This window comes from Kineococcus aridisoli, assembly GCF_050871885.1.
In the GTDB taxonomy this organism is placed as follows: Bacteria; Actinomycetota; Actinomycetes; order Actinomycetales; family Kineococcaceae; genus Kineococcus.
In genome coordinates, this window is record NZ_JBJLSF010000017.1 from 39,874 (window position 1) to 61,845 (window position 21,972).

22 protein-coding genes and 1 pseudogene are annotated in these 21,972 nt (G+C 74.3%); 10 read left to right on the forward strand and 13 right to left on the reverse strand.

Annotation, left to right across the window (positions count from 1 at the left end; all coding sequences use genetic code 11):
* Window positions 1-978: 978 nt before the first annotated feature.
* The 3 genes and pseudogenes from ACRYM2_RS07150 to ACRYM2_RS07160 all read right to left on the reverse strand — a co-directional run bounded on the left by ACRYM2_RS07150 (window position 979) and on the right by ACRYM2_RS07160 (window position 3,815).
* Window positions 979-2,082: a glycoside hydrolase family 2 protein gene (locus ACRYM2_RS07150; protein ID WP_432521043.1), complete on the reverse strand. Its 1,104-nt coding sequence runs from the start codon at window positions 2,080-2,082 to the stop codon at window positions 979-981.
* 419 nt (window positions 2,083-2,501) lie between these two features.
* Window positions 2,502-2,783: pseudogene (locus tag ACRYM2_RS07155) on the reverse strand (sugar ABC transporter permease); the annotation flags it as partial.
* 615 nt (window positions 2,784-3,398) lie between these two features.
* Complete coding sequence (locus tag ACRYM2_RS07160; protein ID WP_432521045.1) at window positions 3,399-3,815, reverse strand: hypothetical protein; 417 nt, start codon at window positions 3,813-3,815, stop codon at window positions 3,399-3,401.
* A 318-nt stretch (window positions 3,816-4,133) separates the two neighbouring features.
* Between ACRYM2_RS07160 and ACRYM2_RS07165 the strand changes: the two genes are divergently transcribed.
* Both ACRYM2_RS07165 and ACRYM2_RS07170 read left to right on the forward strand, forming a co-directional pair.
* The gene (locus ACRYM2_RS07165; RefSeq protein ID WP_432521047.1) at window positions 4,134-4,490 is read left to right on the forward strand and encodes a type II toxin-antitoxin system VapB family antitoxin; all 357 of its coding nucleotides are present in this window, start codon (window positions 4,134-4,136) and stop codon (window positions 4,488-4,490) included.
* Window positions 4,487-4,897, forward strand: a complete 411-nt coding sequence (locus ACRYM2_RS07170) for a PIN domain-containing protein (protein WP_432521048.1) — start codon at window positions 4,487-4,489, stop codon at window positions 4,895-4,897. Before ACRYM2_RS07165 ends, ACRYM2_RS07170 begins: the two co-directional genes overlap by 4 nt.
* Before the next feature lie 265 nt (window positions 4,898-5,162).
* Here ACRYM2_RS07170 and ACRYM2_RS07175 read toward each other — a convergent pair whose 3' ends face one another.
* The 3 genes from ACRYM2_RS07175 to ACRYM2_RS07185 form a co-directional block, all read right to left on the reverse strand.
* A complete protein-coding gene (locus ACRYM2_RS07175; RefSeq protein WP_432521050.1) occupies window positions 5,163-6,620 on the reverse strand; it encodes an alanine/glycine:cation symporter family protein in 1,458 nt (485 codons plus the stop codon).
* A 475-nt stretch (window positions 6,621-7,095) separates the two neighbouring features.
* Window positions 7,096-7,440: a hypothetical protein gene (locus ACRYM2_RS07180; protein ID WP_432521051.1), complete on the reverse strand. Its 345-nt coding sequence runs from the start codon at window positions 7,438-7,440 to the stop codon at window positions 7,096-7,098.
* A gap of 290 nt (window positions 7,441-7,730) precedes the next feature.
* Window positions 7,731-7,913, reverse strand: coding sequence for a hypothetical protein (locus ACRYM2_RS07185; RefSeq protein WP_432521052.1), 183 nt, complete (start codon window positions 7,911-7,913; stop codon window positions 7,731-7,733).
* A gap of 814 nt (window positions 7,914-8,727) precedes the next feature.
* Here ACRYM2_RS07185 and ACRYM2_RS07190 point away from each other — a divergent pair.
* Together ACRYM2_RS07190 and ACRYM2_RS07195 are read left to right on the forward strand one after the other, a co-directional pair.
* On the forward strand, window positions 8,728-9,672 hold the full coding sequence (locus ACRYM2_RS07190) for a TIGR03560 family F420-dependent LLM class oxidoreductase (RefSeq protein WP_432521054.1): 945 nt from the start codon (window positions 8,728-8,730) through the stop codon (window positions 9,670-9,672).
* Between the two features lie 91 nt (window positions 9,673-9,763).
* Entirely contained in the window at window positions 9,764-10,078 is a 315-nt protein-coding gene (locus ACRYM2_RS07195) for a hypothetical protein (RefSeq protein ID WP_432521056.1), read from the forward strand.
* Between the two features lie 219 nt (window positions 10,079-10,297).
* Here the strand turns inward: ACRYM2_RS07195 and ACRYM2_RS07200 are convergent, their stop codons facing one another.
* The 3 genes from ACRYM2_RS07200 to ACRYM2_RS07210 form a co-directional block, all read right to left on the reverse strand.
* Window positions 10,298-10,804: a DUF1801 domain-containing protein gene (locus ACRYM2_RS07200; protein WP_432521059.1), complete on the reverse strand. Its 507-nt coding sequence runs from the start codon at window positions 10,802-10,804 to the stop codon at window positions 10,298-10,300.
* Window positions 10,805-11,068: 264 nt separating this feature from the next.
* Complete coding sequence (locus ACRYM2_RS07205) at window positions 11,069-12,109, reverse strand: DUF1648 domain-containing protein (RefSeq protein ID WP_432521061.1); 1,041 nt, start codon at window positions 12,107-12,109, stop codon at window positions 11,069-11,071.
* The gene (locus ACRYM2_RS07210; RefSeq protein ID WP_432521064.1) at window positions 12,106-12,489 is read right to left on the reverse strand and encodes a GntR family transcriptional regulator; all 384 of its coding nucleotides are present in this window, start codon (window positions 12,487-12,489) and stop codon (window positions 12,106-12,108) included. Before ACRYM2_RS07210 ends, ACRYM2_RS07205 begins: the two co-directional genes overlap by 4 nt.
* 311 nt (window positions 12,490-12,800) lie before the next feature.
* Here ACRYM2_RS07210 and ACRYM2_RS07215 point away from each other — a divergent pair, with 311 nt between their 5' ends.
* A complete protein-coding gene (locus tag ACRYM2_RS07215; protein ID WP_432521065.1) occupies window positions 12,801-13,214 on the forward strand; it encodes an ester cyclase in 414 nt (137 codons plus the stop codon).
* A gap of 305 nt (window positions 13,215-13,519) precedes the next feature.
* Here ACRYM2_RS07215 and ACRYM2_RS07220 read toward each other — a convergent pair whose 3' ends face one another.
* Both ACRYM2_RS07220 and ACRYM2_RS07225 read right to left on the reverse strand, forming a co-directional pair.
* Entirely contained in the window at window positions 13,520-15,370 is a 1,851-nt protein-coding gene (locus tag ACRYM2_RS07220; protein WP_432521066.1) for an ABC transporter ATP-binding protein, read from the reverse strand.
* A gap of 83 nt (window positions 15,371-15,453) precedes the next feature.
* Window positions 15,454-16,374: an alpha/beta fold hydrolase gene (locus ACRYM2_RS07225; RefSeq protein ID WP_432521067.1), complete on the reverse strand. Its 921-nt coding sequence runs from the start codon at window positions 16,372-16,374 to the stop codon at window positions 15,454-15,456.
* 386 nt (window positions 16,375-16,760) lie between these two features.
* Here ACRYM2_RS07225 and ACRYM2_RS07230 point away from each other — a divergent pair, with 386 nt between their 5' ends.
* A complete protein-coding gene (locus tag ACRYM2_RS07230) occupies window positions 16,761-17,159 on the forward strand; it encodes a DUF2200 domain-containing protein (protein ID WP_432521077.1) in 399 nt (132 codons plus the stop codon).
* Window positions 17,160-17,235: 76 nt separating this feature from the next.
* Here ACRYM2_RS07230 and ACRYM2_RS07235 read toward each other — a convergent pair whose 3' ends face one another.
* Window positions 17,236-18,078 (reverse strand): helix-turn-helix transcriptional regulator, encoded by an 843-nt coding sequence (locus tag ACRYM2_RS07235; protein WP_432521068.1) that lies wholly within the window; start codon window positions 18,076-18,078, stop codon window positions 17,236-17,238.
* A gap of 333 nt (window positions 18,079-18,411) precedes the next feature.
* Here ACRYM2_RS07235 and ACRYM2_RS07240 point away from each other — a divergent pair, with 333 nt between their 5' ends.
* The 3 genes from ACRYM2_RS07240 to ACRYM2_RS07250 all read left to right on the forward strand — a co-directional run bounded on the left by ACRYM2_RS07240 (window position 18,412) and on the right by ACRYM2_RS07250 (window position 20,550).
* Window positions 18,412-19,116: a DUF3159 domain-containing protein gene (locus tag ACRYM2_RS07240; RefSeq protein WP_432521069.1), complete on the forward strand. Its 705-nt coding sequence runs from the start codon at window positions 18,412-18,414 to the stop codon at window positions 19,114-19,116.
* 47 nt (window positions 19,117-19,163) lie between these two features.
* Window positions 19,164-20,114, forward strand: a complete 951-nt coding sequence (locus ACRYM2_RS07245; protein WP_432521071.1) for an SDR family oxidoreductase — start codon at window positions 19,164-19,166, stop codon at window positions 20,112-20,114.
* 82 nt (window positions 20,115-20,196) lie between these two features.
* Window positions 20,197-20,550: a hypothetical protein gene (locus ACRYM2_RS07250; RefSeq protein ID WP_432521072.1), complete on the forward strand. Its 354-nt coding sequence runs from the start codon at window positions 20,197-20,199 to the stop codon at window positions 20,548-20,550.
* 146 nt (window positions 20,551-20,696) lie between these two features.
* Here ACRYM2_RS07250 and ACRYM2_RS07255 read toward each other — a convergent pair whose 3' ends face one another.
* Window positions 20,697-21,452 (reverse strand): alpha/beta fold hydrolase, encoded by a 756-nt coding sequence (locus ACRYM2_RS07255; RefSeq protein ID WP_432521074.1) that lies wholly within the window; start codon window positions 21,450-21,452, stop codon window positions 20,697-20,699.
* On the opposite strand from ACRYM2_RS07255, the gene ACRYM2_RS07260 reads away from it, so the two are divergent.
* The coding region (locus ACRYM2_RS07260; RefSeq protein ID WP_432521075.1) for a TetR/AcrR family transcriptional regulator at window positions 21,435-21,972 on the forward strand (538 nt) is incomplete at its 3' end. The two genes, ACRYM2_RS07255 and ACRYM2_RS07260, sit on opposite strands and share 18 nt — an antisense overlap.

A 21,972-nucleotide genomic window follows, 5' to 3' on the forward strand; every position in this document is an offset into this window, starting at 1 on the left:
GCTCCCGGTGCACCGCCCGGAGCCCAGGCTCTTCCTGCCGGTGGGGACGGCACTCCACGATCCTCACCGCGCTCCCGCTCGTCGGAGACGACGCCTGCCGTCACGCGACTCCGGTGCGGTAGGCGTCGAACGGCGCGGGGAGGCCGGCACCCGACGCCTGCTGCACCAGTCGATCCCGTGACGCGGCCCGGGCGCGAGGTGCTCAGCTCACCAGCGGGTGCTCAGGTCGTCGAGGACTCACCTCGTCGAGCGCTCACGCCGTGCCGGGGGAGGAAGCGGCGGCGCCGAGCACCGCGCGCCGGACGCGCTCGACGGCCACCTTCGGTCGGCGCTGCGCATCCAGCAGGCCGTTGGTCTCCTGGGCGGTGTCGGTCAGCTGGGTGCAGCAGGAACCGGCGAGGAAGGAGCCGGCGCGGACGCCGTCGTAGAGGGCGCCGATGCGGGCGATCCAGTCGTCGCCGTCGACGGCCGCGGTGCAGCCCCAGCCGTCGGGTCGGGCACCGTCGGGCTGGTGGTTCACCCCGCCGAACTCGGTGAGCATCACCGGTTGCCCCGCGTCCGCGGCACCGCCGACGAACTGCGGGCGCCCCGAGGGGGCGGTGCCCGTCGTGATGCGCGCGCGGGCTGCGGCGTCGGCGTAGCTGCGTGCCAGCAGCGCACCGTCGCCCTCGTGGTCGTGGACGGCGTCGTGCCGGATCTGCTGCACGCCCCACGACTCGTTGAAGGGGACCCGGGTGACGATGCACGGGTGCGAGACATCTCGGTCCACGGCGGCCATCCACTCGTGGGTGAGGCGCTGGACCGCGGTGGGGGAGAACTCGTAGGCACCGGGCGCCTCGGCCCGCACCAGCAGGCCGAGGCGGTCGGCCCAGTACGGGAAGCGCGGGTCCTCGATCTTCTGGTGCAGCCGGCAGGCGTTGAAGCTCAGCTGGAGGATCGGCTCCACCTCGCGGCGCAGCGCGCCGGGTGAGGGCGCGGTCAGGTGGGATCCGGGCCAGTCGCGCTGGTCGAGCACGCTGCGCACCTCGCAGGGGTGCCCGTTGAGGACGAAGGCGCCGTGCTCGACGCCGACGGTGCGCACCCCGAGGTAGCTGGACACCGCGTCGGTGACCGTGCCGTCGGCCGCGTGCAGGGAGACGGTCGCATCCAGCAGGCGGGGACGGTCCGGTGACCAGGTGAGCTCGTCCTGGACCTGGCCGTTGCGCTGACGTGCCAGCGCGAGCGGCACGTGCAGGCTCCTGCCCCGGCGGGCACGTCCACCTCCAGGCCGGCCAAGGACCGCTCCCGGTGGGCGAGCCGCACGCGCACGCGCGAGCCGGCCGGGACGGGACCGTCGAAGCGGACGGTGAGGTCCACGGCCACCGGCCCCGCGGCCACTGCCGCCGGCACCCAGCTCAGGTGCTCGATGCTCCTGGTCGGCACGGCCTCCAGCCACACGCTCGGCCAGATGCCGGTGGTGCGGCGGTACCAGATGGCGTGGGCGTCCTCGTACCAGTCCTGCTTGCCGCGCGGCGGGGTCACGTCGTGCGGGTCGTCCTCGGCGCGCACCACGAGCAGGTGCCCACCGTCCTCGCCCGCCGCGCCGGTGGAACCCGTGGAACCGGTGGAACCCGTGGAACCGGTGGAACCCGTGGAACCGGTGGAACCGGTGGAACCCGTGAAACCGGTGGAACCCGTGGAACCGGTGGAACCCGTGGAACCGGTGGAACCCGTGGAACCGGCGATCAGGTGGGTGGTGGCGACGGCGAACGGCGTGTGCCCGCCCTCGTGCCGACCGGCGAGGTGGCCGTCGATCCACACGGTGGCGCGGTGGTGGACCGCGCCGAAGTGCAGCAGCACGCGCGGTGCCTCCTGCGCGGTGCCGGCTTCGAGCAGGTCGTCGCGGGTGATGACCCGCGAGTACCAGACGACGGGGTGGAAACCCGGCTCCTGCACGGTGGAGGCCGCCGACTCGGGTGGGAGCGGCACGAGGATCCCGGTGGCGGTCTGGAAGCCGGTGTTCCACCCCTCGGCCTGCCCGCGGTCGTCGTCGTCGTGGCGGAAGGCCCAGGCGCCGTCCAGGCTCGCCCAGTGCGCGCGCACCAGTCGCGGGCGCGGGTAGGTGCCGTCCTGCTCGCTGGCCCGCGGCGGGCCCGCCGCTCGTCGGGCGGGGAGTTCCGCAGGGGTCCCTGCGGACGGCTCGTCGAGGAGCGGGGGCCGGCACGGGCAGGTCCCTGCGGAGGGCGAAGGCCGAGGCCCGGTCCTCGAAGCCGCCGTCCGGCGACCACTCCAGCCGGAAGAGGCCGTCGGTGAGCACGCTGATGCGCCAGTCCTCGCCGCTGACCCGGCAGCGGGTGTCCGCGCGGGGAGCGGCTCCCGGCAGGGGGCGGACCACCGGGAGGCCGGGGCCCGGGGAGGTCGGGACGTCGGGCATGGATCTCCTCGTGCGCGTCGTGCGCGTCGTGCGGGCGGGCGGGTGCTGGTCGGGGTGCGTGCCGGCCGTCCTGCGTCCAGGGGGGGCGTCAGTGCTTGACGGCGCCCTGGGTGACGCCGCTGATGGCCCAGCGCTGGGCGAACAGGTACACCACGATGGTCGGGGCCATGGCCATCTGGTAGGCGTAGTCCCCGCCGGTGAAACCGCTGAAGATGGTCATGGCCACGCTGCTGGTCGAGGTGCCCGGACCACCACCGGTGAGCCCGACGATGACGTCGTAGACGCCCAGGTAGCCCTTGATGCCCAGGACGGTGTTGATGAGGACGAAGCCGGCGACCAGCGGCAGGGTGGTGGAGCGGAACTGCCGCCACGCCGAACCCGACGTGGTCGGTGAAGCTGTAGAAGATCCCGACGATTACCGGGGCGACGACGAAGACGGTGAACAGGGCCAGCGCGGACACCATGAAGGCGTAGTAGACCGCCTCGGTCCTGCGCCTGCCTCCCTGGTAGAAGGCGGCGGCGTCCACGTACGGCTGCAAGCCGGCCATGCGCGGGTCCTGCTGCGGCGGGGCGCCCTGGCGGGTGGACCAGGCCAGGTTGTCGGCGTTGTAGGCGTCGACGACGTCCTCGTGCACGAGGAACTCCACCAGCTGCTGCGCCCCCTCCGCCTGCTGGGACCGGGTGGGGATCCACAGGCCCAGGTCGATGTTGACCCGGACCCTGCGCTCGGCGGGGTCCTCGGAGACGGGCAGGACGAAGGTGCCCACCTGCAGGTCGGGGTCGAAGAAGGAGGAGACGACCTTCGCGCGTTCCATCGGCACGGCGAAGTCCTTTCCGAAGGAGACCTCCGAGCCCGGGCCGACGTCGGTGCCGATCTCCTTCACGCGCTCGAAGAAGCGGCCGTGCTCGACCAGGCTGCCCACGGAGTAGTCGAACAGGCCCTGCCATGGCGTCCAGGTGTCGCGGTCGGTGGCGTAGATCGGGGTCACGCCCGCGCTCTCCAACGCCGTGCACACCTCGGTGGACTGCGTCCACGTGGTGGGCACCGGCAACTGGTGCTCGGCGAAGATCCGCTGGTTGTCGATGACGCCGGCGGCGGCCAGCGAGCAGGGCAGGACGCTCGTGCGGCCGGGTAGGTGGCGTACTGGTCGGTGAGGTCCTTGAAGTCGGTGCGCACGCCGGCGGCCGAGGGCAGTTGCGACAGGTCGCTGAGCACGCCGCGCTCGATGTAGCGGGCCAGCTCCAGGTCGTCGTTGAAGCAGCCGACGTCGGTGGGCTCGGCCCGCACGAACTGCGGGGCGAGCGCCGTCGTCGTGTCGTGCACGACGCTCGTCCCCGGGTGCTCGCTCTCGAAGCGGCGCAGCGGGCCGCCGAAGTACTCGATGACCTCAGTCTTCCGCATGTGGAAGCGCAGGTCCGCTCCTCGGCCACCGCTGCTGGTGGTGCCGCAGCCGGCCGGCCCCCAGGCGAGCGCGCCGGTCGAGGCCGCGAGCAGTGACCGGCGCGAGAGGGGCGCGGATCGTCTGGACCGTGGACTCACGTGGTGTCTCCTTCGACCGACCCCGAGCAGTGCCGGAGATTCACAGCGCTGGAGATTTGTGCGTCAAGGGAGGCTGGGGGCAGCCGCCCCCGCTGGATCGGCCGAGGGAGCGGTCGACGGCACCCCACCCATGTACATGGCCGGCTGGTACCTTGTACATGAGGACGAGGAGGGCCGAGCATGAGCAAGACGCACATCGACATCGACGAGGACCTGCTGGCCCGGGTCGCGCAGATCACCGGCACGAGCACCAAGCGCGAGACCGTCGAGGCCGCGCTGCAGCTGGCCCTGCGCCACGACCAGCGCCGTGCCGCGGTGGAGCGGCTCATCGCGCGCGGCCGGAGCGGCTACTTCGCCACCGCGCTCCAGGAGCACCCCAAGCCGGCCGGGCACGAGGACATCGCCGCCCGCAGCTCGGGGAGTCGCGAGCAGGACGACACGCACGACCCTGCTGTCGATGACCCTGTCGATGACCCTGCCGGTGAGCGGGCCGTCGGCGGACCGGCCACCGGCAGCCGGACCCAGGGCGCTGCGTGAGCTTCCTGATCGACAAGTCCGCCTACGCCCGCTGGCACCAGCCGACGGTGGCCGCGCAGCTGGACCAGCTGCTGCGCGAGGACCTGCTGTGCATCGCCCGCCCCAGCGTGCTGGAGATCGGCTTCTCCGCGCGCTCGGCCGGCGACTACCGCGAGCTGATCGCCGACATCGGCGCGGCGATGAGGGTGCTGGAGGTCGACGAGGCCATCAGCCGCCGCGCCCAGGAGCTGCAGGAGCGCCTGACGCACCGCAGCTGGCACCGCGCGCCGGGGCCGGTGGACCTGCTGCTGGCGGCCACCGCCATCGAGCACGAGGTGACGCTGCTGCACCTGGACAAGGACTTCGAGCTGATCGCCCAGCTGGCCCCCCTGCGCCAGCAGCGCGTCGCCACCGGCGACCACTCCTGAACCGAGCGCGGCGAACGCGCGGGAGCCCGTCGGCTCCTCGCGCCGGTTGGAGCCACCGGTTCGCACCGCGGGCTCGAGCGGCTGGTCCGACGTGGTCGAAGTTCCCCGACCTCGCTGCGGAAGGCGCTGGCGCGCCCGCACCTGCTCGCTCCGCTCGGCCCGGCCCGTGCAGCGCCTCCGTCGAGGCCGTGCAGCGCGCCCGCGCCGTCGCCGGCGGAGGTCCACGCCGGCCCCCAGGTGCCGACGCGCGCGGGGGCCGCGCCGTTCAGCGCTCAGCGGGCACGTGGCGGTGGGCGTCCTCACCGGTCCACACGCTCTGCGGCAGGTCACCCGGCAGGTCCGGGTTGCCGATGGCGCGGAACACCGGGTCCTCGCCTGCGCGCACCTGCCGCTCGTAGTCGCGCAACGCGCCCAACGCCCACTTGCCCAGCAGCACGATCGCCACCAGGTTCACCAGCGCCATCGTGCCCATCGCGACATCGGCCAGCGCCCACACGGCCGCCAGTTCCAGCACCGCGCCGGCGCCGACCAGCGCCACCACGAGCGCGCGGAAGAGCAGCAGGACCACCGGCCGGGCTCGCAGGAAGGACATGTTCACCTCGGCGTAGGCGTAGTTGCCCAGCACCGAGGAGAAGGCGAAGACGAAGACGAGCAGGGTCATCACCGGCGTCAGGGCGCTGCCGAGCTGGTCGGCGACGGCGGTCTGGGTCAGGGAGGCGCCTTCCACGTCGGCGCCGGGCCGGTACACCCCCGGGCCGGCGGAGAGGATGATGAAGGCGGTCGCGGAGCAGATGACGATGGTGTCGACGAAGACGCCCAGGGACTGCACCATGCCCTGCTTGACGGGGTGGCTGGTGGTGGCCGTCGCGGCGGCGTTGGGGGCGCTGCCCATCCCGGCCTCGTTGGAGAACAGGCCCCGCTTGGCGCCGTTGAGCAGCGCGGCGGCGATCCCGCCGGTGATGCCGGCCGCGGCCTCACCGACGCCGAAGGCGGACGAGACGATCTGGCCCAGCACGCCACCGAGCGAGGTGATGTTCATGGCGACGATCACCAGGGCCAGCAGGACGTAGGCCAGGGCCATGAAGGGCACCATGACCTCGGCGATGCGGGCGATGCGACGCACACCACCGAAGATCGCGATCGCGGTCAGCGCCATCAGCAGCAGCGCGGTCCACCCGGTGGAGACGCCGTGCCCCTCGGAGAGCACTGCGCTGATGGTGTTGGCCTGCACCATGTTGAAGGAGAAGCCGAACGTGAAGATCAGCAGGACGGCGAAGAGCACTCCACCGGCGCGCGACCTCAAACCCCGCTCGATGTAGAAGGCGGGACCACCGCGGAAGGTGCCGTCGGCCGCAGGCACCTTGAACACCTGGGCCAGGGTGGACTCGATGAGGGCGGTGGCCATGCCGACCAGCGCGACCACCCACATCCAGAAGACGGCTCCGGGGCCGCCGAGGGTGAGCGCGATCGCCACGCCGGCGATGTTGCCGGTGCCCACCCGCGAGGCCAGGCCGATGGCGAACGCCTGGAAGGAGGAGATGCCGCCCTCTGCGCCGCTGCGCGAGGAGGTGACCTGGCGCAGCATCCGCCCGAAGAGGCGGACCTGGACGAAGCGGGTGCGGATGCCGAAGTAGAGACCCACCCCGATCAGCACGTAGACCAGCACGTACGTCCACAGCAGGTTGGAGACCGGATCGATCACGTTCTCCTGGATCAGGTCCATCGGTGCCTCCGCGGGTCAGGGGTGCTGCGCCGGCGTCGTACGGTGAACTGGCCGTGACCAGGTCGCTCAGTATGTCCGCTCTCACCGCCTTCGTCTCATCGGTGGAGCCGTGTCGGTGCGGGGCGGTGCGGTGCGTCCGCCCGGCCCAGCGAGGCGCAGAGCTGTTCCGGCACGTCCACCGACCACCCGCGAGCGGTGGCCGGACACCTCGTCCAGGACGCCGGGTCCGCGTGCTGGAGGACGTCGGTGAAGAACTGCGCCACGGCCTCAGGACGGAGAGCCGGCGGAGGTGGGGGTTGCTCGGGACCGTGGACGCCGTGGCCGGGTCGTGGAGCCCTTCACCTGCTCGGTGGGACGAGCGCCGGGCGACGGGTCGTTCCAGCGCTCGGCCGGCCTCGCAGGAGGAGCACCTGCACCCTGGGTGCGGTGGCCCACCGCGGCCAGCGCTGCGGTGGGCTGCCGCAGGACCTGCCGGTCAGCGACGGGTGCGCTGCGCCGGCACGCCCCAGCGCCTCGCGGGGCCGGGGAGTCCGGTGGTCAAGAGGCGCTCCCGCAAGAACGTCTGGACCGTGGCGCTCAGCGGTTCCCCGGCCAGGACCTGGTGCGGATCGTCGAGGCCGCGCCGGACCGCGGCGCCGCCGGGCAGCGCGGTCCGCAGGGACGTCAGCAGGGCTCGGGAGTAGGTGCCGGACATCAGGCAGGCGCGGGCTTCGGCGAGGGCGGCGCTGTCCGAGCCGGCCAGCCACTGCTCCAGTGCGGACCAGGTGTCGGTGGCGACGCGCCGTCCGGTGCTCAGGGCCTGGTCGGTCACGGTGGTCACGGCGAGATTGTGTCGATGCACACAAGAGAAGGCAAATGTCAGGTGTCTTCCGGGTGACGGAGCGGTCCTGGCGCGGTCCTGACGCGGCACTGGCTCGATGCCGGCTCGATGCCGCCTCGATGGTGCCCGGCGCCGGCGTCGACGACCACGTCGATCGCCCGGTCGTCCCAGGCTCCTCCGCTGCCACCGACGTCGCCGACGAGCGGAGCTCGATCGAGCCCGGCCACGTGTCGTGGTCCGCGCGCAGCGCTCCCTGGCCGTGGCGTCGGTCCGGTCGAACGATGCTGCGCTCAGCGAGGACGTGCTCGGGTGGCGGCACCGAGCAGGTACTGCGCCTGCACCTGCGTGGAGGTGGTCTCGATCCGCTGCTCGGGCCAGCGGCAGGTGGTGGTCAGCGGCGGCGGCAGCGGCCACGCCCAGTGCTGCACGCGGGTGCCCGACGGCTCGATGACACCCGCGTCGGGTACCAGCACGGGGTGAGCCGGGCGCCGGGCGGCGTCGTCGGCCCGGGCGGGGCGTTCGTGGCCACCTGCCGGGTGCTCGTCAGCCGACGCGCGCGGTCGGCGCCGTGAGCGCGTGTCGCGAGGACGCGAGGACGCGAGGACCGAGGGGCCGGCGGAGGGGAGGAGGCCTGCGCACGTCGGTGACGACCGTTGCCGAGTCGGCTGGGGGTCCAGGGCAGGGGAGCTCGCCGCAGGGCGGGGTCGGTGCCGGGCACCTCGTCCTCGGACAGGACGACCAGGTCGGTGCCGCTGTCGAGCAGCTGCCCGCAGCGCAGCGCGCGGCTGCAGCGCAGCAGGTCGCCGGCGGTGCTCCACAGGTCCCCGCTGCCGGTGATCTGCGCCCACCGGGGGTCCACGTGCGCGCGGTGGCCGGCGCGGTGGCCGGCGGCGGCATCGACCTGCCTCGGGGAGGACCCGGGCGGCGAGGAAGAAGCCGGGGCCGCAGGAGCGCCACGCCGCCCCTGGAGCGCTGAGCAGGTGGTGCAGGGGTGATGTCGTGGAAGGTCCGCGGCAGCTGCGGCAGCCACCGGCGGATCGGCTGGCCCTGCTGCAGCCGGCCGCGCTGCTGCAGGGCGGGCGCGACGACCGAGAGGACCTGCTCGCTGATGGAGGAGGCCTGGAAGCGCGAGTGCGGTCCGCGGGGTGTGCCGGCCGCTCCGTCGGCGAAGCCGCTGGATCCCTGGTGCACGACGCGGCCTGTCGTCGGCCAGGCATCGAGCGCGGATCCAGCCCGGATCGAGCAGCATGGAGCAGCACCGAGCCGGCACCGAGCGGAGGAGAGGCCATGGACGTGCGGGGGCGCCCGCTGCACGTGGGCATCCAGTTGCAGGCCCAGCGCACCAGGTGGAGCGAGTTCACCGACGCGCTGGCGGCGGTGGAGGAGCTGGGTTTCGACTCGGCGTGGACGTTCGACCACCTGCTGCCCTTCTCCGGGCCCGACGACGGCGCGGCGTTCGAGACGCTGACCACGCTGGCGGCGATGGCGACGCTGACCCGCAGAGTGCGCATCGGCGTCCTGGTGGCCGGGGTGCTCTACCGCGACCCGGCGACGCTGGCCAAGAGCGCTGCGCTGGTGGACCACATCAGTGGCGGCCGTCTGGAGTTCTCCCTGGGGGCGGCGTGGGCCCAGCGCGAGTTCGACGCCTACGGCCTGCCGTTCCCGCCGCTGGCGCAGCGCTACGAGCAGTTGGAAGAGGCCCTGCAGATCGTCACGCAGCTGTGGAGCCGGCCGCGCACGACGTTCCAGGGCCGGCACTACCGCCTGCACGAGGCGCCGTGCGAACCGAAGCCCGTGCAGTCGCCGCACCCGCCGATCACCCTGGGCGGGTCCGGCTGGGGAACGCTGCGGATCGCCGCGCGGTACGCGGACCGCTGGAACGCGCAGGGCTCGCCGGAGCACTGCGCCGAGCGGGCTGCCCGGTTGCAGCGGTGTTGCGAGGAGGTGGGCCGCGACTTCGGCGAGATCGAGCTGTCGGTGCACCCCTCGGTGTCGGTGGCAGCCACCTACGAGCAGGCCGAGGAGGCCGCCGCCCGGGTCGCAGCCGGTCACGGCACCGACCTGCAGCAGCAGCGGGAGCGCTGGCTGATCGGCACCCCGGAGCAGGTGGCGCAGCAGGTGCGGGCGTACACCGAGCGAGGGTTCTCGCACTTCGTCTTCGGGGTGGGCCACCCCTTCGACCTCGAACCGCTGCGGCTGCTGCACCAGGAGGTGCTGCCGGCCCTGGAGTGAGTGTCCTCCACGGCCGGCGCAGCTGCCGCGCGCCCGCCGCGTGTCGGGGTACCGGGGTGGCGGGGCGTCACCCCGGCGCACCCCGGGTCCGGTGAGCGAGGTGCTCGCCGGACCGGTGGCGCTCCGGGGTTCGACGGGGACCACCAGGGCTGCTGAGGCGTACTCCTCCACCGACGTCGAAGCCGGTGGCCCGGTCCCCGGTCCCTCCTCGATGTCCGCCGTCGGTGTCGCCCTGTGCGGCTACCGCACCGGCACCGGCGAGCTGGTGGCCGTGCTCGCTGATCGGGATCGGCCGTGCTCCTGCGCCGAGCTGCAACCCGTCAGCGACGACTTCGACCCCGAGGCGGGAGCCGGCGCCGGCACACCCACCACGCGCTCGACGATGCCCGCGAGCAGGGCGAAATGATCGTGCGGTGGGACGGCGCGTGAACCACCAGAGGTGGAGCCCGGGGGTTCGGCACCGGATCGGGGACGGCGCCCCGATCACCCGGGGCGTCGGATGCCGAGGGCGGTCTGCGCACCCGGTCGACGGCCGCATCGACGCGGGCGCGCGTGCCGCAGCGCGGTGGTGCGGTCCGCTCGTGCGAGGCGGTGCTCGACCGTCGTCACCGCTGCTCCACGGCGCTCAGTCGCCCGCCCGGGACGTGGGCGCGGTCTCGCCGGTCGCCTTCTCGACCAGCTCGGCGATGCGTCGCAGCGCCTCGTCGTCCGCCTGGTTCGTCACCGCGTACGAGGTCGCCCACAGGCCTCGGGCCTCGTCCAGGTCGGCCTGCGGGCTGAAGCCGAAGGTCGAGTACCTCAGCCCGTCCACCTGCCCGCTGCGGAAGAAGCACACGATCTTGCCCTCTCTGGCGTAGCCGGGTTGTCCGTAGTACAGCTTCGGCGCCAGGTCCGGCGCCGCCGCGGTGACGACCTCGTGCACCCGCTGGGCCAGTGCGCGATCCGCGTCGGGCATCTGCGCGATCTTCGCCAGCACGTCCGCCAGGTCCTGCCCCGCCTTGTCCGCCGCGCGGCTGCGGCGGCCCTGCTTCTTCAGCTCGGACGCTCGCTCCTTCATCGAGGCCCGCTCCCGCTCGGAGAACTCCGTGCCCGTGTCCGTGTCCGCGCCCGCCGATCCGGAAACCGAACCCATCACCGCTCCTCTGCGCCGTTGCCGACTGCCCGTGCTGTCGACCGCCGTACCCGCGGTCCGGCGTCTGGGCCACGCTAGAGCCGGCCGGGCCTTCGGTGCTTCTCCGATCCTGATCGCCGCAGTCGGCTCGGTGTGCGAGCGCACGGGGCTGCGAGGCGCTCTCGTCCACGAACCCACCGGTGCCACCGCCCTGCCCACCTCCGCTGGTCGCCGGGTGCGCGCCCCGCGACCGGCGTCGGAGCCTCAGCCGACCGGCGTCGGACGTCAGCGCGCGCGGTCGGCGACGGTGGTCAGCAGGGCCGCGGCCGTGGCGGCGCCGGAGACGGTGACCACGAGCTGGCGGTCGCCGGGCAGGTCCACCTGCAGCGCCTCGCCCGAGCGCGGCACGATGCCGGTGCGCCCGCGCAGGTCGTGGCGCAGCCCCCAGCCGCCGAACTCGCGCAGCGCGGAGACGGTGGTGGCGCGCGCGGCGAGCACCTGGTCGGCGGGTACGTGCACGCGGGGCCGGCCCAGCAGCGAGCGGGCGGTGAGCCCGCGGGCGTCGACGCTGATGCGCCAGCTGCCCACCGCCAGGTGGGCGCCCAGAACGACGGCAGCGGGGACCAGCAGCAGCCAGTGGGTGGTGGCGACCGCGAGGGCGGTGAGCGCCGCGGCGATGAGCGGCAGCAGCGGGCGCATGCTGGTGCGCCGGGTCCACACCGCGCTCTGCGAGGCGCTCAAGGGCAGGCGGGGGAGCGCGGGGTCCACCGGTCCGGGGGTGGTGAGCGGACCGGCCGCCGCGCCGCTGACCGCGGCCCGCCCGCTCGTGCGGCCCGCCAGCACGTGGGCCAGCAGGTAGGCCAGCGCGGCCAGCGGCAGCCCGACGAGCAGGGCGCGTTCGGGACCGGGTGCGGCCCCACCGCTGAGGTCGCGCTGGGCGCCGATGCCCAGCAGCAGGACGGCGGCGATGAGGGTGCTGACCGCGGAGGCGCTGCCGGCGGCGGCGCGCCGCACCGCCGGGTCGCTCGCGCGGGTGACCACCCGCAGGGCGGGCAGGGTGAGCGCGGTGGCGATGGCGGTGGGCAGGCCGACGGCGACCCAGGGGCGGGCGTAGCCGTCGGGGCCGTCAGGACCCCAGTGGACGACCAGCTGCTCGGGCAGCTGCTCGCGCCAGCTGAGCACCAGGGCGGCCGCGGCCAGGACCGCTGCCAGGCACAGCAGAGGGGTCAGCAGCGGCACCAGCCGAGCCGGTGGCGGTGCGGTGCCGCGGTGCTCGCGGCGTCCCCCGCCGGCGCGCTCGTGCCCGGGGGTGCGGGACCTGTTCACGAGTAGACCTCCTTGACCAGGGTCAGCAGGGATTCGCGGCCGACGCCCAGGCGGCGGGCTTCGTCGACCAGGTGCGCGGCGGCCTGCGCCAGCGCGGAGACGTCGGTGCCGGTGCCCGCAGCCGAGGCGGCGGCGGGCACGGCGGCGCTGGTGAGGACGGCCCCGCGGCCGCGGCGCAGCTCGATCAGCCCCTCGTCGCGCAGCAGCTGGTAGGCGTGCAGGACGGTGTGCACGTTGATGCCTAGGGAGGCTGCGAGCTCGCGCGCGGCCGGCAGGCGCTCACCGGGGTGCACCTGCCCGTGCAGGGCGGCGGCCCGCACGCTGTCGGCGATCTGGGCGAACAGCGGCTCCTCGGCGGCCGCGTCGATGGTGATGAGCACACGCCAAGCGTAGTTGTTCTAGCTGAACTAGCACAAGCAGGAAGCTGTGCACCGATCCGCTCGTGCGTCCGGCACCCGGGCTCCCGCCTGGCGGCCCGCCCGGCCCGAGCCAGGTGCGGTGAGCAGAGCGCTCGTGCTGTGCCGGTGCAGCAGAGCGGCGCACCGACGGTGCGGGACCTCGTCCGGCGGTGGGGCGTTCCCGTGCTCGAGGAGGGCAGGTGGGCCTGTCGCCGCTGACGGTGCGCGGGCGGCGTGCGCGAGTGCTGTGCTGTGCTGTGCTGTGCTGTGCTGTGCTGTGTGATCGTGTCTGCGTGGAACTCGAACGCGCTGGTGTGATCGCCCTCTACGAGCGCTACCTCGCCTGCTGCAACGAGCACCGGGTGGACGAGCTCGGCGATCTCGTCTCCGAGCAGGTCAGCGGGTCCGGACCGGTCGACGGGCTGGCCGCCTACATCGACGGCGTCAGGGCGGTCTGCGTCGCCTTCCCCGACTACCAGTGGGAGTTGCAGCACCTGGTGGTCGAGGCGGACACGATCGCCGCCCGGCTCGTCGGTCGGGGGACGCACACCGCGCCCTTCAGCGGCATCGCGCCCACCGGCCGCAGGATCAGCGTGCAGGAGTTGGTGATGTACCGGGTCGCCGACGGCAAGATCGTCCGGTGCTGGGGAGACCTCTTCCCCGTGGTGCGCGACGCCTTGACGGCTCCTGCCCACGAGGCCGCGTGAGCCGACGGCTCCGTGGTGCGCCGGTGGCGGGCATCCCACCGCCGAACCTCAGGCGCGTCGACGAACGTCCGCGAGGCACCGTGTCCGTGGAGTCGGCCAGCGGTCGAGACCCCTCGCCGCCACGGGCGGTGGCGCCCGGTGCTGGCCACCGCTTGCCGTAGCGGGCGAGCGTGGCCAGCGCGGCTTCCTCCACCGCGCGGGCGACCGCAGCGGCGCCGGGGTTCCGGTCGACGAGGAGCATCCGCGCTGCGGCCTCGTCGAGGGCCATCACCCGCGAGCGGGCGGTGCCCCGCGGCTCGGTCCGCTCAGGACGGGCCGATGAGCAGCTGCGTGGCGGCGAGCTCCCGGTACAGCGGGGAGAGCTCCAGCAGCTGCGCGTGCGTGCCCGAGGCGGTGGCCCGCCCGTCCTCCAGCACGACGATCTGGTCGGAGTCCACGACCGTGGACAGCCGGTGCGCGACGACGACGAGGGTGCGCCGGGAGGCCGCGGCGACCAGCGCCTCGCGCAGCAGCGCCTCGTTGCGTGCGTCGAGGCTGGCGGTGGGCTCGTCGAGCAGCAGCAGCTCCCCGGGCGCCAGCAGGGTGCGGGCGATCGCCAGGCGCTGGCGCTGCCCGCCGGAGAGCAGCACCCCGCGCTCGCCGACCTCGGCGGCCAGGCCGGGACCACGTTCGGCCAGCTCGCGCAGGCCCACCGCGTCCAGGACGGCGAGGACCTCCTCGTCGGTGGCGCCCGGCGCGCCGAGGACGAGGTTCTCGCGCAGGGTGCCGGCGAGGACGGGCGCGTCCTGCTCCACGTGGCCCAGCCGGGCGCGCAGCGCCGCCAGCGGCTGCTCGCGCACGTCGACCCCGCCGACGCGCACGCTGCCGCCGTCGACCTCGTGGAAGCGCTCCACGAGGCCGAGCAGGGTGGACTTGCCGGCGCCGGAGGGGCCCACCAGGGCCGTGCGGGTGCCGCGCGGCACGCAGAAGCTCACCCCGCGCAGGGCGGGGGTGCCGTCGGGGTAGGCGAACGCGACGTCGTCGAGCTCCAGCAGCGGCACCGGGCCCGGGCGCTGCGGGGGTACCACGGCGTCGGTCGCGGTCGCGGAGACGGCGGGTACGGCGACGGGCGCGGTGCGCACCGGCGGGCGCGGGTCGTCCTGCTCCACGGGCAGGCGCAGCACCTCGTCGACGCGGGTGAGGGCGGCCACCCCGCTCTGCACGACCGTCCAGGTCTGCACGAGCTGGCCCAGCGGCATCACGAGCGTGAACAGCAGCAGCACGAAGCCCACGAGCTCGGCCACGCTGGTGTCGCCGGAGGCCACGCGGGCGCCGCCCAGGCCGAGCACGAGCACGAAGGCGCCCTGCACGGCCACCTGCATCGCCGGGTCGAGCAGCGCCCGCACCCGGATGGCGCGCACGGAGGCGTCGCGGGCGCGGCCGGCGGCGGCGACCACCCCGGCCAGCTCGCGGTCGGTGGCGCCGGAGGCGCGCAGGGTGCGCAGCGCACCCAGCACGCGGCCCACCGCCGAGCTCATCGCACCCACCTCGGCCTGGGTGGCCAGCGTCAGGCGCCCCAGGCGGCTGGAGGCCAGCGCGATGGCGGTGCCGGCCACGACGATCGCGGCGAGCGTGACGGCCAGCAGCACCGGGTCCAGGCGCGCCATGAGCACCAGGGCGCCCGAGAAGGTCAGGACCGTGGCGAGGAGGTCGAAGAGCCCGGAGGTGACCACGGCGGCCAGCGCCGTGGTGTCGCCGGAGACCCGCGAGAGCAGGTCCCCGGAGCTGCGGGCGTCGCGGGCGGCGATCGTCAGGCGGGCCAGGCGGGTGACCAGGGAGGTGCGCACCGCCAGCACCACGCCCGCGCCGGCGCGCTCCAGCAGGTACTGCCGCAGGCCGTCGGTGAGTGCGCCCAGCAGCACCACGCCCACCAGCAGCGCCGCGACCGGGCGCACCGGCGAGCCGTCCTGCACCACCTGCACCACGCGGGCCACCGCGAGCGGCTGGGCCAGCGCGGTGGCCGCGCCGACCAGCGAGAGGAGCACCGCGGCGGCGATCGCGGCGCGGTGCGGGCGCAGGTGCGGCAGCAGCAGGCGGGCGGCGGCGCGCAGCGGCAGGACGGGTGGGGTCTCGGCCGGGCCGGCGGGGGCGGGCCCGCCGGGGTGCGGGGTGCTCACGGCGCCAGTGTGGGCGGCGCGTGCAGGCCTGCGCGTCCGCCGTCCGTCGCGACCGGGCACCGCCCGCTGCGCTCGGGTGCCCGCTACCGCGTCAGCTCGAGCAGCAGCGTGCGCAGCAGGTTCCAGCTCTCGCGGTCGGGCCCGTGGCCGCTCACGGCCCGGACCAGCTCGCCGCGGGGCAGCTTCTGCACCAGCTCGTACGCGCTCCTCGGTGGGCAGATCATGTCGTACCTGCCCTGCACGACGTGGACCGGCATCGTGAGCCGGTCGGTGGTGTCCAGGACGTGGTCGGGGGGCAGGAAGCGGCTGTTGGTGAAGCAGTGCGCCTGCACCCGCGCCGGCGTGGGGTCGAAGTCGTCCGTGAGCGGCGCGGGCGCGAAGCGGTCGTCCAGGTCCGTGATCGCGCTGTCGGCCGTCGTGCAGGCGTACGCCGACCGCCTGCTGCGCGCCGCGTCCGAGCCGAGGATCTGGGCGACGTGGTAGCCGCTGGGGTCGTCGTGGTGCTCCCGCGGCGTCCGGTCCAGGTACCACTGCCACACCTCCGGGAAGAAGGTCCGCCAGTGGCCCTGGTTCAGCCGGTCCGACTCCTGCTGCCGACCGGTGAGCAGCCCGTGCAGCACCAGCGCCCGCACGCGGTCGGGGTGCGCGAGGGCGAACACCAGCGCCAGGCACGAGCTCCAGGAGCCGCCCACGAGGACGGCCTGGTCCACCTCGAAGCGGTCCAGGACCCGCACGATGTCCGCGACGAGGTGGTCGGTGGTGTTGTCCTGCAGCGAGCCGTACGGCTCGCTGCGTCCGACGCCGCGCTGGTCGCAGAACAGGACGCGCTGGCGCGAGGGGTCGAAGCACTGCTTGTGGTCGTCGGTGGCTCCCGTGCCGGGGCCACCGTGCAGGAAGAGCACCGCGGGCGCACCAGCCTCGCCCCAGTCCTGCACGTACAGGCGGTGCCCGTCGCCGACGTCCACGAGCGTCTCGGACAGGGTGAAGCCGTCGACCGCCAGCATGAGCACCTCCCGTGCCGGAGGGGGACGCGCCACCGGAGCGCAGCGCGTCGTCGGGTGCATGCCCGCGCAACGCCGAGCTGTCACGGAACTGGAGACGGTTCCGGTGCCGGCCGGCTCCGTGGCGTCCTCGACCGCGGCACGCGCTGCACCACCGGTCCGGCTCCCGCTCCAGGGCGGGGTGCCTCCGCTCTCCGAGGCGCTGGGGCCGCCGACCAGGGCACCGGCCGGGACCGGGCTGGAGGCCGCGGTGGGTGGACCTTCCGGACAGCGCCGGGCCGTCGGGGCGGAAGCGCGTGTGGACGGTGGGTGCGGTGCACAGCTGCGTTGACCGTGCGTGTGCGGTGCAGCGATGCTGGAGCTGACCAGACGACGTGAGGGGGCGCACCGTGGCGCGACACCGCATCTTCGGCACCAGCTTCGCCGACGTCTACCCGCTGTACGTGCTCAAGGCCGAGCGCAAGGACCGCAGCCGGGAGGAGGTCGACCGGGTGATCTGCTGGCTCACCGGCTACGACGAGGCCGGCCTGCGCCGGGCCGTCGCTGACGGGGTGGACCTGGAGACCTTCTTCGCCAGGGCGCCGCAGGTGAACCCGCTCGCCGCGCAGATCACGGGGCTGATCTGCGGGCACCGGGTGGAGGAGATCGAGGACCCGCTGATGCAGCGGATCCGCTGGATGGACAAGCTGGTCGACGAGCTGGCCCGGGGCAAGAGGATGTCCTCGATCCTGCGCGGTTCCGCCACGGCCTCGGCCCCCTCCTCGACCTCCGCGCCGGTGGGCGGCTGAAGGACCCGCTCGGGACGCCGCTCCCGCGGTGGCCGGTCGAGCGGCGTGGCCTCCGCCGTCCCGCCCTGGGAGAGGGTCAGCTGATCGTCTGCGCGCCGATGACGGAGAGCAGCCGCAGCTTGTCGTGGCTCTCCGTGCCGGGCACTGCGGTGTAGACCAGCAGCAGGTGCGATTGCTGAGGGTCCACCAGCGTCTGGCAGTGCAGCTGCAGCGCTCCGACCTGCGGGTGCACGAAGTGCTTGACCTCGTGCGGGCGCAGGCCGACCTCGTGGGTCTCCCACAGCCGGCGCAGCTCTGCGCTGCGCGCGAGGGCCAGCTCGGCCAGCTGCGCCGCCCGCGAGGCGGGTCCGCGCAGCGTGACGAGCGCGCGGAGGTGCGAGGCGTACAGCCGTGAGAGGTAGGGGTGGTCCTCCGGCCGGTACAGCTCCCGGCTGCCCGGGTCGGTGAACCAGCGGTAGCCCAGGCTGCGCGCCGGGCCGGTGTGGCCGCTGGCATCACCGGTCAGCGCCACGCCCAGCGGGCTCTGGCGCAGCGTCTCACCCAGCTCGGTGACGACCTCGGCGGGAGTGTCGACCAGGCGGTCCAGGATGCGCAGCAGTCCGGGGCTGACGTGCTCGCTGAGCTCCCCGCGCGCCGGCGGGTGGTGCCCGGCCAGGCGGAAGAGGTGATCGCGCTCGTCCAGGGACAGGTGCAGGCCCTGGGCGATGGCGGCGATCATCTGCTCGGACGGGTGCGGGCCGCGCTCGCGCTCCAGGCGTGCGTAGTAGTCGGTGGACATGTGGCACAGCGCCGCGACCTCCTCGCGGCGCAGCCCGACGGTGCGCCGGCGCTCCCCGCGTGGCAGGCCGACGTCTTCCGGCTGCAGGACCTCGCGCCGACGGCGCAGGAACGCCGCCAGCCCTGCTCTGTCGATCGCCACTGCACGTCCCCCTCGCTCCGGTGCCTGCGTTCCTACCGCGCCGACCCACCTGCGAGCCACGGCCTGTCGATCCGCCCCTCGGCAGCACGCCGGGCGCAGCGCCACCGCACCACGCCGAGGACCCTCCGGCACGGCGCTCGCAGCGAGGGGCGGATCGGCAGGTCCTGGTCGTGGCTGGCGCCACGGCGTGAGGCTGACGACACCCCGTCGACCGACCGGTGCACCCAGGAGGAAGCCGTGATCGACCCATCGCCCGCCGGCACCCGCCGGCTCCAGGACACCCGCTCCGACGACGTCCCTGCCAGTGCCAGTGCCAGTGCGAGAGCGCGCCGGGTGCTCGAGCTGCCCGAGCCGGTGGAGCGCTCCGCGGGGCGTGCCACCGCGCACCGCGTGCTGGAGCGCCTGGGGGGACCGGTCGGGCTGGCCGTCGCCGCGGCCCCGACGATCGCCTTCGTCGTCGCCGAGTCCGCCGGTGGGCTCGGCGCGGCCTTCGCCGCCACGGCGGTCACCGCGGTGCTCGCCTGCGCGGTGCGCCTGGCTCGGCGCGAGCCACCCGGAGCCGCCGTCGCCGGGCTGCTGCTCGCAGCGCTGTGCGCGGGGGTGGCGGCCCTGGTCGGTGAGGCGCGCGCCTTCTTCCTGCCCACCACGCTCCTGCCTGCGGCCTTCGTGGCGGCCTACGTGCTCTCGCTGCTGGCGCGCCGGCCGCTGATGGGCTTCGTCGTCAACCCGCTCTCGGGCGGGCCGCGCGCCTGGCGCGAGCACCCCGCCCTGCGCCGGGTGTACACCCTCAGCACGGTGATCAGCCTGGCCCTGGCGAGCGCGAACCTGCTCGTGCGAGTGGTGTTCTACCTCGAGGGCCAGCTCGCGGTCCTGGCCGGGATCCAGGTCGGCGTCCCCGCGGTGTTCGCCCTGCACTTCGCCCTCACCGTGCTTGCCGCCCGCCGGGTGGTCCGCCGGTCCAGCACCGGCACCCTCGCAGCCCCTCCCGCCAGTGCACCCACCAGCGCATCCCCGGTCTCCGCACCCGCCCACCCTTGAACCCGACCCCGCCCACCTTCGAACCCGACGAGCACAGGAGCGACGTCATGCCTCGCACGAACCACCTCCCCCTGCCCGACCTGTCCGGCCGGCGCGCCCTCGTCACCGGCGCCAGCGACGGCATCGGCTTCGGCATCGCCCGCCGGCTCGCCGCCGCCGGGGCCGAGGTGGTCCTGCCCGTGCGCAACCGCGCCAAGGGTGCAGCCGCGCTCGCCCGCATCCGCGGTCAGCACCCGGCCGCCCGACTGTCGCTGCGCGAGCTGGACCTGTCCTCCCTGCGCTCGGTGGCCGCCCTGGGCGAGCAGTTGCGCGGCGAGGGGTTCCCGATCCACCTGCTCGTCAACAACGCCGGGGTCATGCGCCCACCACAACGGCAGGTCACCGCCGACGGTTTCGAGCTGCAGCTGGGCACCAACCACCTCGGGCACGTGGCGCTGGTGGCGCACCTGCTGCCGCTGCTCACCGCCGGCCGCGCCCGCATCACCTCCCAGGTCAGCGTGGCCGCGCGCTCCGGGGAGGTGAACTGGAGCGATGTGAACTGGGAGTCCTCCTACGACGGGATGCGCGCCTACAGCCAGTCCAAGATCGCCCTCGGCCTCTTCGGCCTCGAACTGGACCGGCGCAGCCGGGCCGGCGGCTGGGGCATCACCAGCAACCTCTCGCACCCCGGCGTCGCCCCCACCAGCTTGTTGGGTGCGCGGCCGGAGATGGGCCGGGAGCGTGACACTCCGCAGATCGCCGTGATCCGCAGGCTCTCGCGTGCCGGGATCCTGGTGGGCACCGTGGACAGCGCACAACTGCCGGCGCTGTTCGCCGCCACCTCGCCGACCGCCCGCGGCGGGCGGTTGTACGGGCCGAAGGGACCGGGCAACCTCGGTGGCGGCCCCGGTGAGCACGCCCTCTTCCGCCCCCTGCGCGACCTCGGGGAGGCAGAACGCGTCTGGCGGGTCTCCGAGGACCTGGCGGGGGTGTCGTTCACTGCCCCCGCCGTGGCGTGAACTCCGGCGGACACGCTCCTGGAGGTGCACCACCGGCAGCCCGGCCGCCGTCCTCCGGATCGCTGCTCGGCACCCTGAACGCGTGCACGTCGGGGACGGAGGAGCGGTGGTCGGGCCCGCTCTCGGCCTCGACGCCCAGCGCGAGGCGGCAGGCATCTGGGCCCGCGCCACCGCGGAGCGGGACCACCTGCCGTCGGTGCCCCCGATCGCGGAGGAGCTGGCCGGAATCCAGCACGCGCTCGCCGCAGCCGGTGCGTCGCTGCACCTGGCCCGCCGCGGACCGTCCACCGCGGGGTTCTGCATCCTCGTCCTCCGGGAGGGCTTCCTGGAGGTGCGCGGGTCTGCGGGGCGGGGGAGCGTCGCTTCGTGCGCGACGTCGGTCGACCCTGCGTGGTGCTGGTTTGGCAGCGGCCGCTGGGGCGTCGGTGCGAGCTGACGACCACGACAGCGTCGACTCGTTCACCGGACCGTGACCGCGAGGTCCGACCGTGCTGCGCTTCGGCTGCCCTGCCGTGTGGGCGAGGTCGCCGGCCGACCGGCCCGCGCAGGTCTTCTCCGTGTGGGCGGGCCGGTCCAGATCGGTCAGGTGAGGTGGCTCGGCAGGTGGTCGACCAGGGTGGCCAGCTGCTCGGGTGCCTCCAGGTGCGCCAGGTGCCCCTGGCCGGGCAGTTCGTGAACCGTCGCGGTGGGGACCAGGCGCGCGACGTCGGCGAAGGACGTGCCGTACGGTGCACGCCCGCGGTTGAGCCCGCCGACGATCAGGTCCACCCGAGCCGCCCGGGTGGCCAGCTGCGCCGGTTGCGGTGCCTCGTTGATCGCAAGGGTCTCGGCGTAGGCCGCAGCGCCCAGGCGGCGCAGCTGCTGCCAGGCCGCCTCGTCGGCCCGTAGGTGCGCGATGGCTCCCGGGCCCGTGCCGGCGACCTGCCCGAGCGCGACGGTGACGGCGCCGTCCAGGTCACCGGCCTCGTGGGCACGGCGCAGGTCCGGCAGAGCGGTGGCGCCGAAGGGCGCGGTGACCGGTTCGTAGGCGACCAGGTGCGCGACGTCCAGCGCGTTCGCCGGGTGCAGCGCGATCAGGCCGCCGTAGCTCCACCCGAACACCGCGCGCACGTCGCTGAACGTGCGCAGGACCGCTGCGAGGTCGGCTGCTTCGGTGGCCAGGTCGTACCCGCCGGTGAGCGGGCCGGAAGGGTGCCGGCCTCGCCGGTTGACGACGGCGACGCGCGACCACCGCTGCAGGTGGCGCGCTACCGGTGCCCAGGCGGCGGCGTCCGCCATCGCGCCGGGGACCACGACGATCGCGGGCCCGTCCGCTGCGCCGTGCACGTCGACGCTCACCCAGCTGCCTTCGACCGCGACGACGCCGTGCGTCGGGCCGCGTGCCTGTTCTGGCGGCACGGCTTCTCCGGCACCTCCACACGGGCGCTGAGCCGGGCCCTGGGCATCTCCGGCTCGAGCCTGTACGCCGCCTTCGGCAGCAAGGGCGAGCTGTTCGACGAAGCGGTGCGCACCTACGCGCTGCGCTACAGCGCCGTCTACGAGCGGGCCGTGGCCCAGCCCTCCATCGCCGGTGCGCTGGAGCGGGTGCTCGTGGGATCCGTGGAGGAGTTCACCCGCACCCAGGACGGTCACCCGGGGTGCCTGACCAGCAGTGCGGTCATGGCCGACACCTCCACCACGCTGGACGTGCGCACCTACGTCGCCGATCTGCAGCGCGCTGACGAGGCGAGGCTGCGCTTCCGCATCGAGCGGGCCGTGGCCGAGGGGGGGCTGGCGGAGGCGACGGATCCGGCCGTACTGGCCGGCCTGGTGCAGACGCTGTGGCACGGGCTCTCGGCCCGCGCCGAGCTCGGCGCGG

Excerpts from the sequence above, each read along its gene's own strand:
- ACRYM2_RS07175 (WP_432521050.1), bottom strand. The coding sequence starts at position 6,620 with ATGGACCTGATCCAGGAGAACGTGATCGATCCGGTCTCCAACCTGCTG.
- ACRYM2_RS07160 (WP_432521045.1), bottom strand. The coding sequence starts at position 3,815 with ATGCGGAAGACTGAGGTCATCGAGTACTTCGGCGGCCCGCTGCGCCGC.
- ACRYM2_RS07190 (WP_432521054.1), top strand. The coding sequence starts at position 8,728 with ATGGACGTGCGGGGGCGCCCGCTGCACGTGGGCATCCAGTTGCAGGCC.
- ACRYM2_RS07225 (WP_432521067.1), bottom strand. The coding sequence starts at position 16,374 with ATGCTGGCGGTCGACGGCTTCACCCTGTCCGAGACGCTCGTGGACGTC.
- ACRYM2_RS07200 (WP_432521059.1), bottom strand. The coding sequence starts at position 10,804 with ATGGGTTCGGTTTCCGGATCGGCGGGCGCGGACACGGACACGGGCACG.
- ACRYM2_RS07165 (WP_432521047.1), top strand. The coding sequence starts at position 4,134 with ATGAGCAAGACGCACATCGACATCGACGAGGACCTGCTGGCCCGGGTC.
- ACRYM2_RS07245 (WP_432521071.1), top strand. The coding sequence starts at position 19,164 with ATGCCTCGCACGAACCACCTCCCCCTGCCCGACCTGTCCGGCCGGCGC.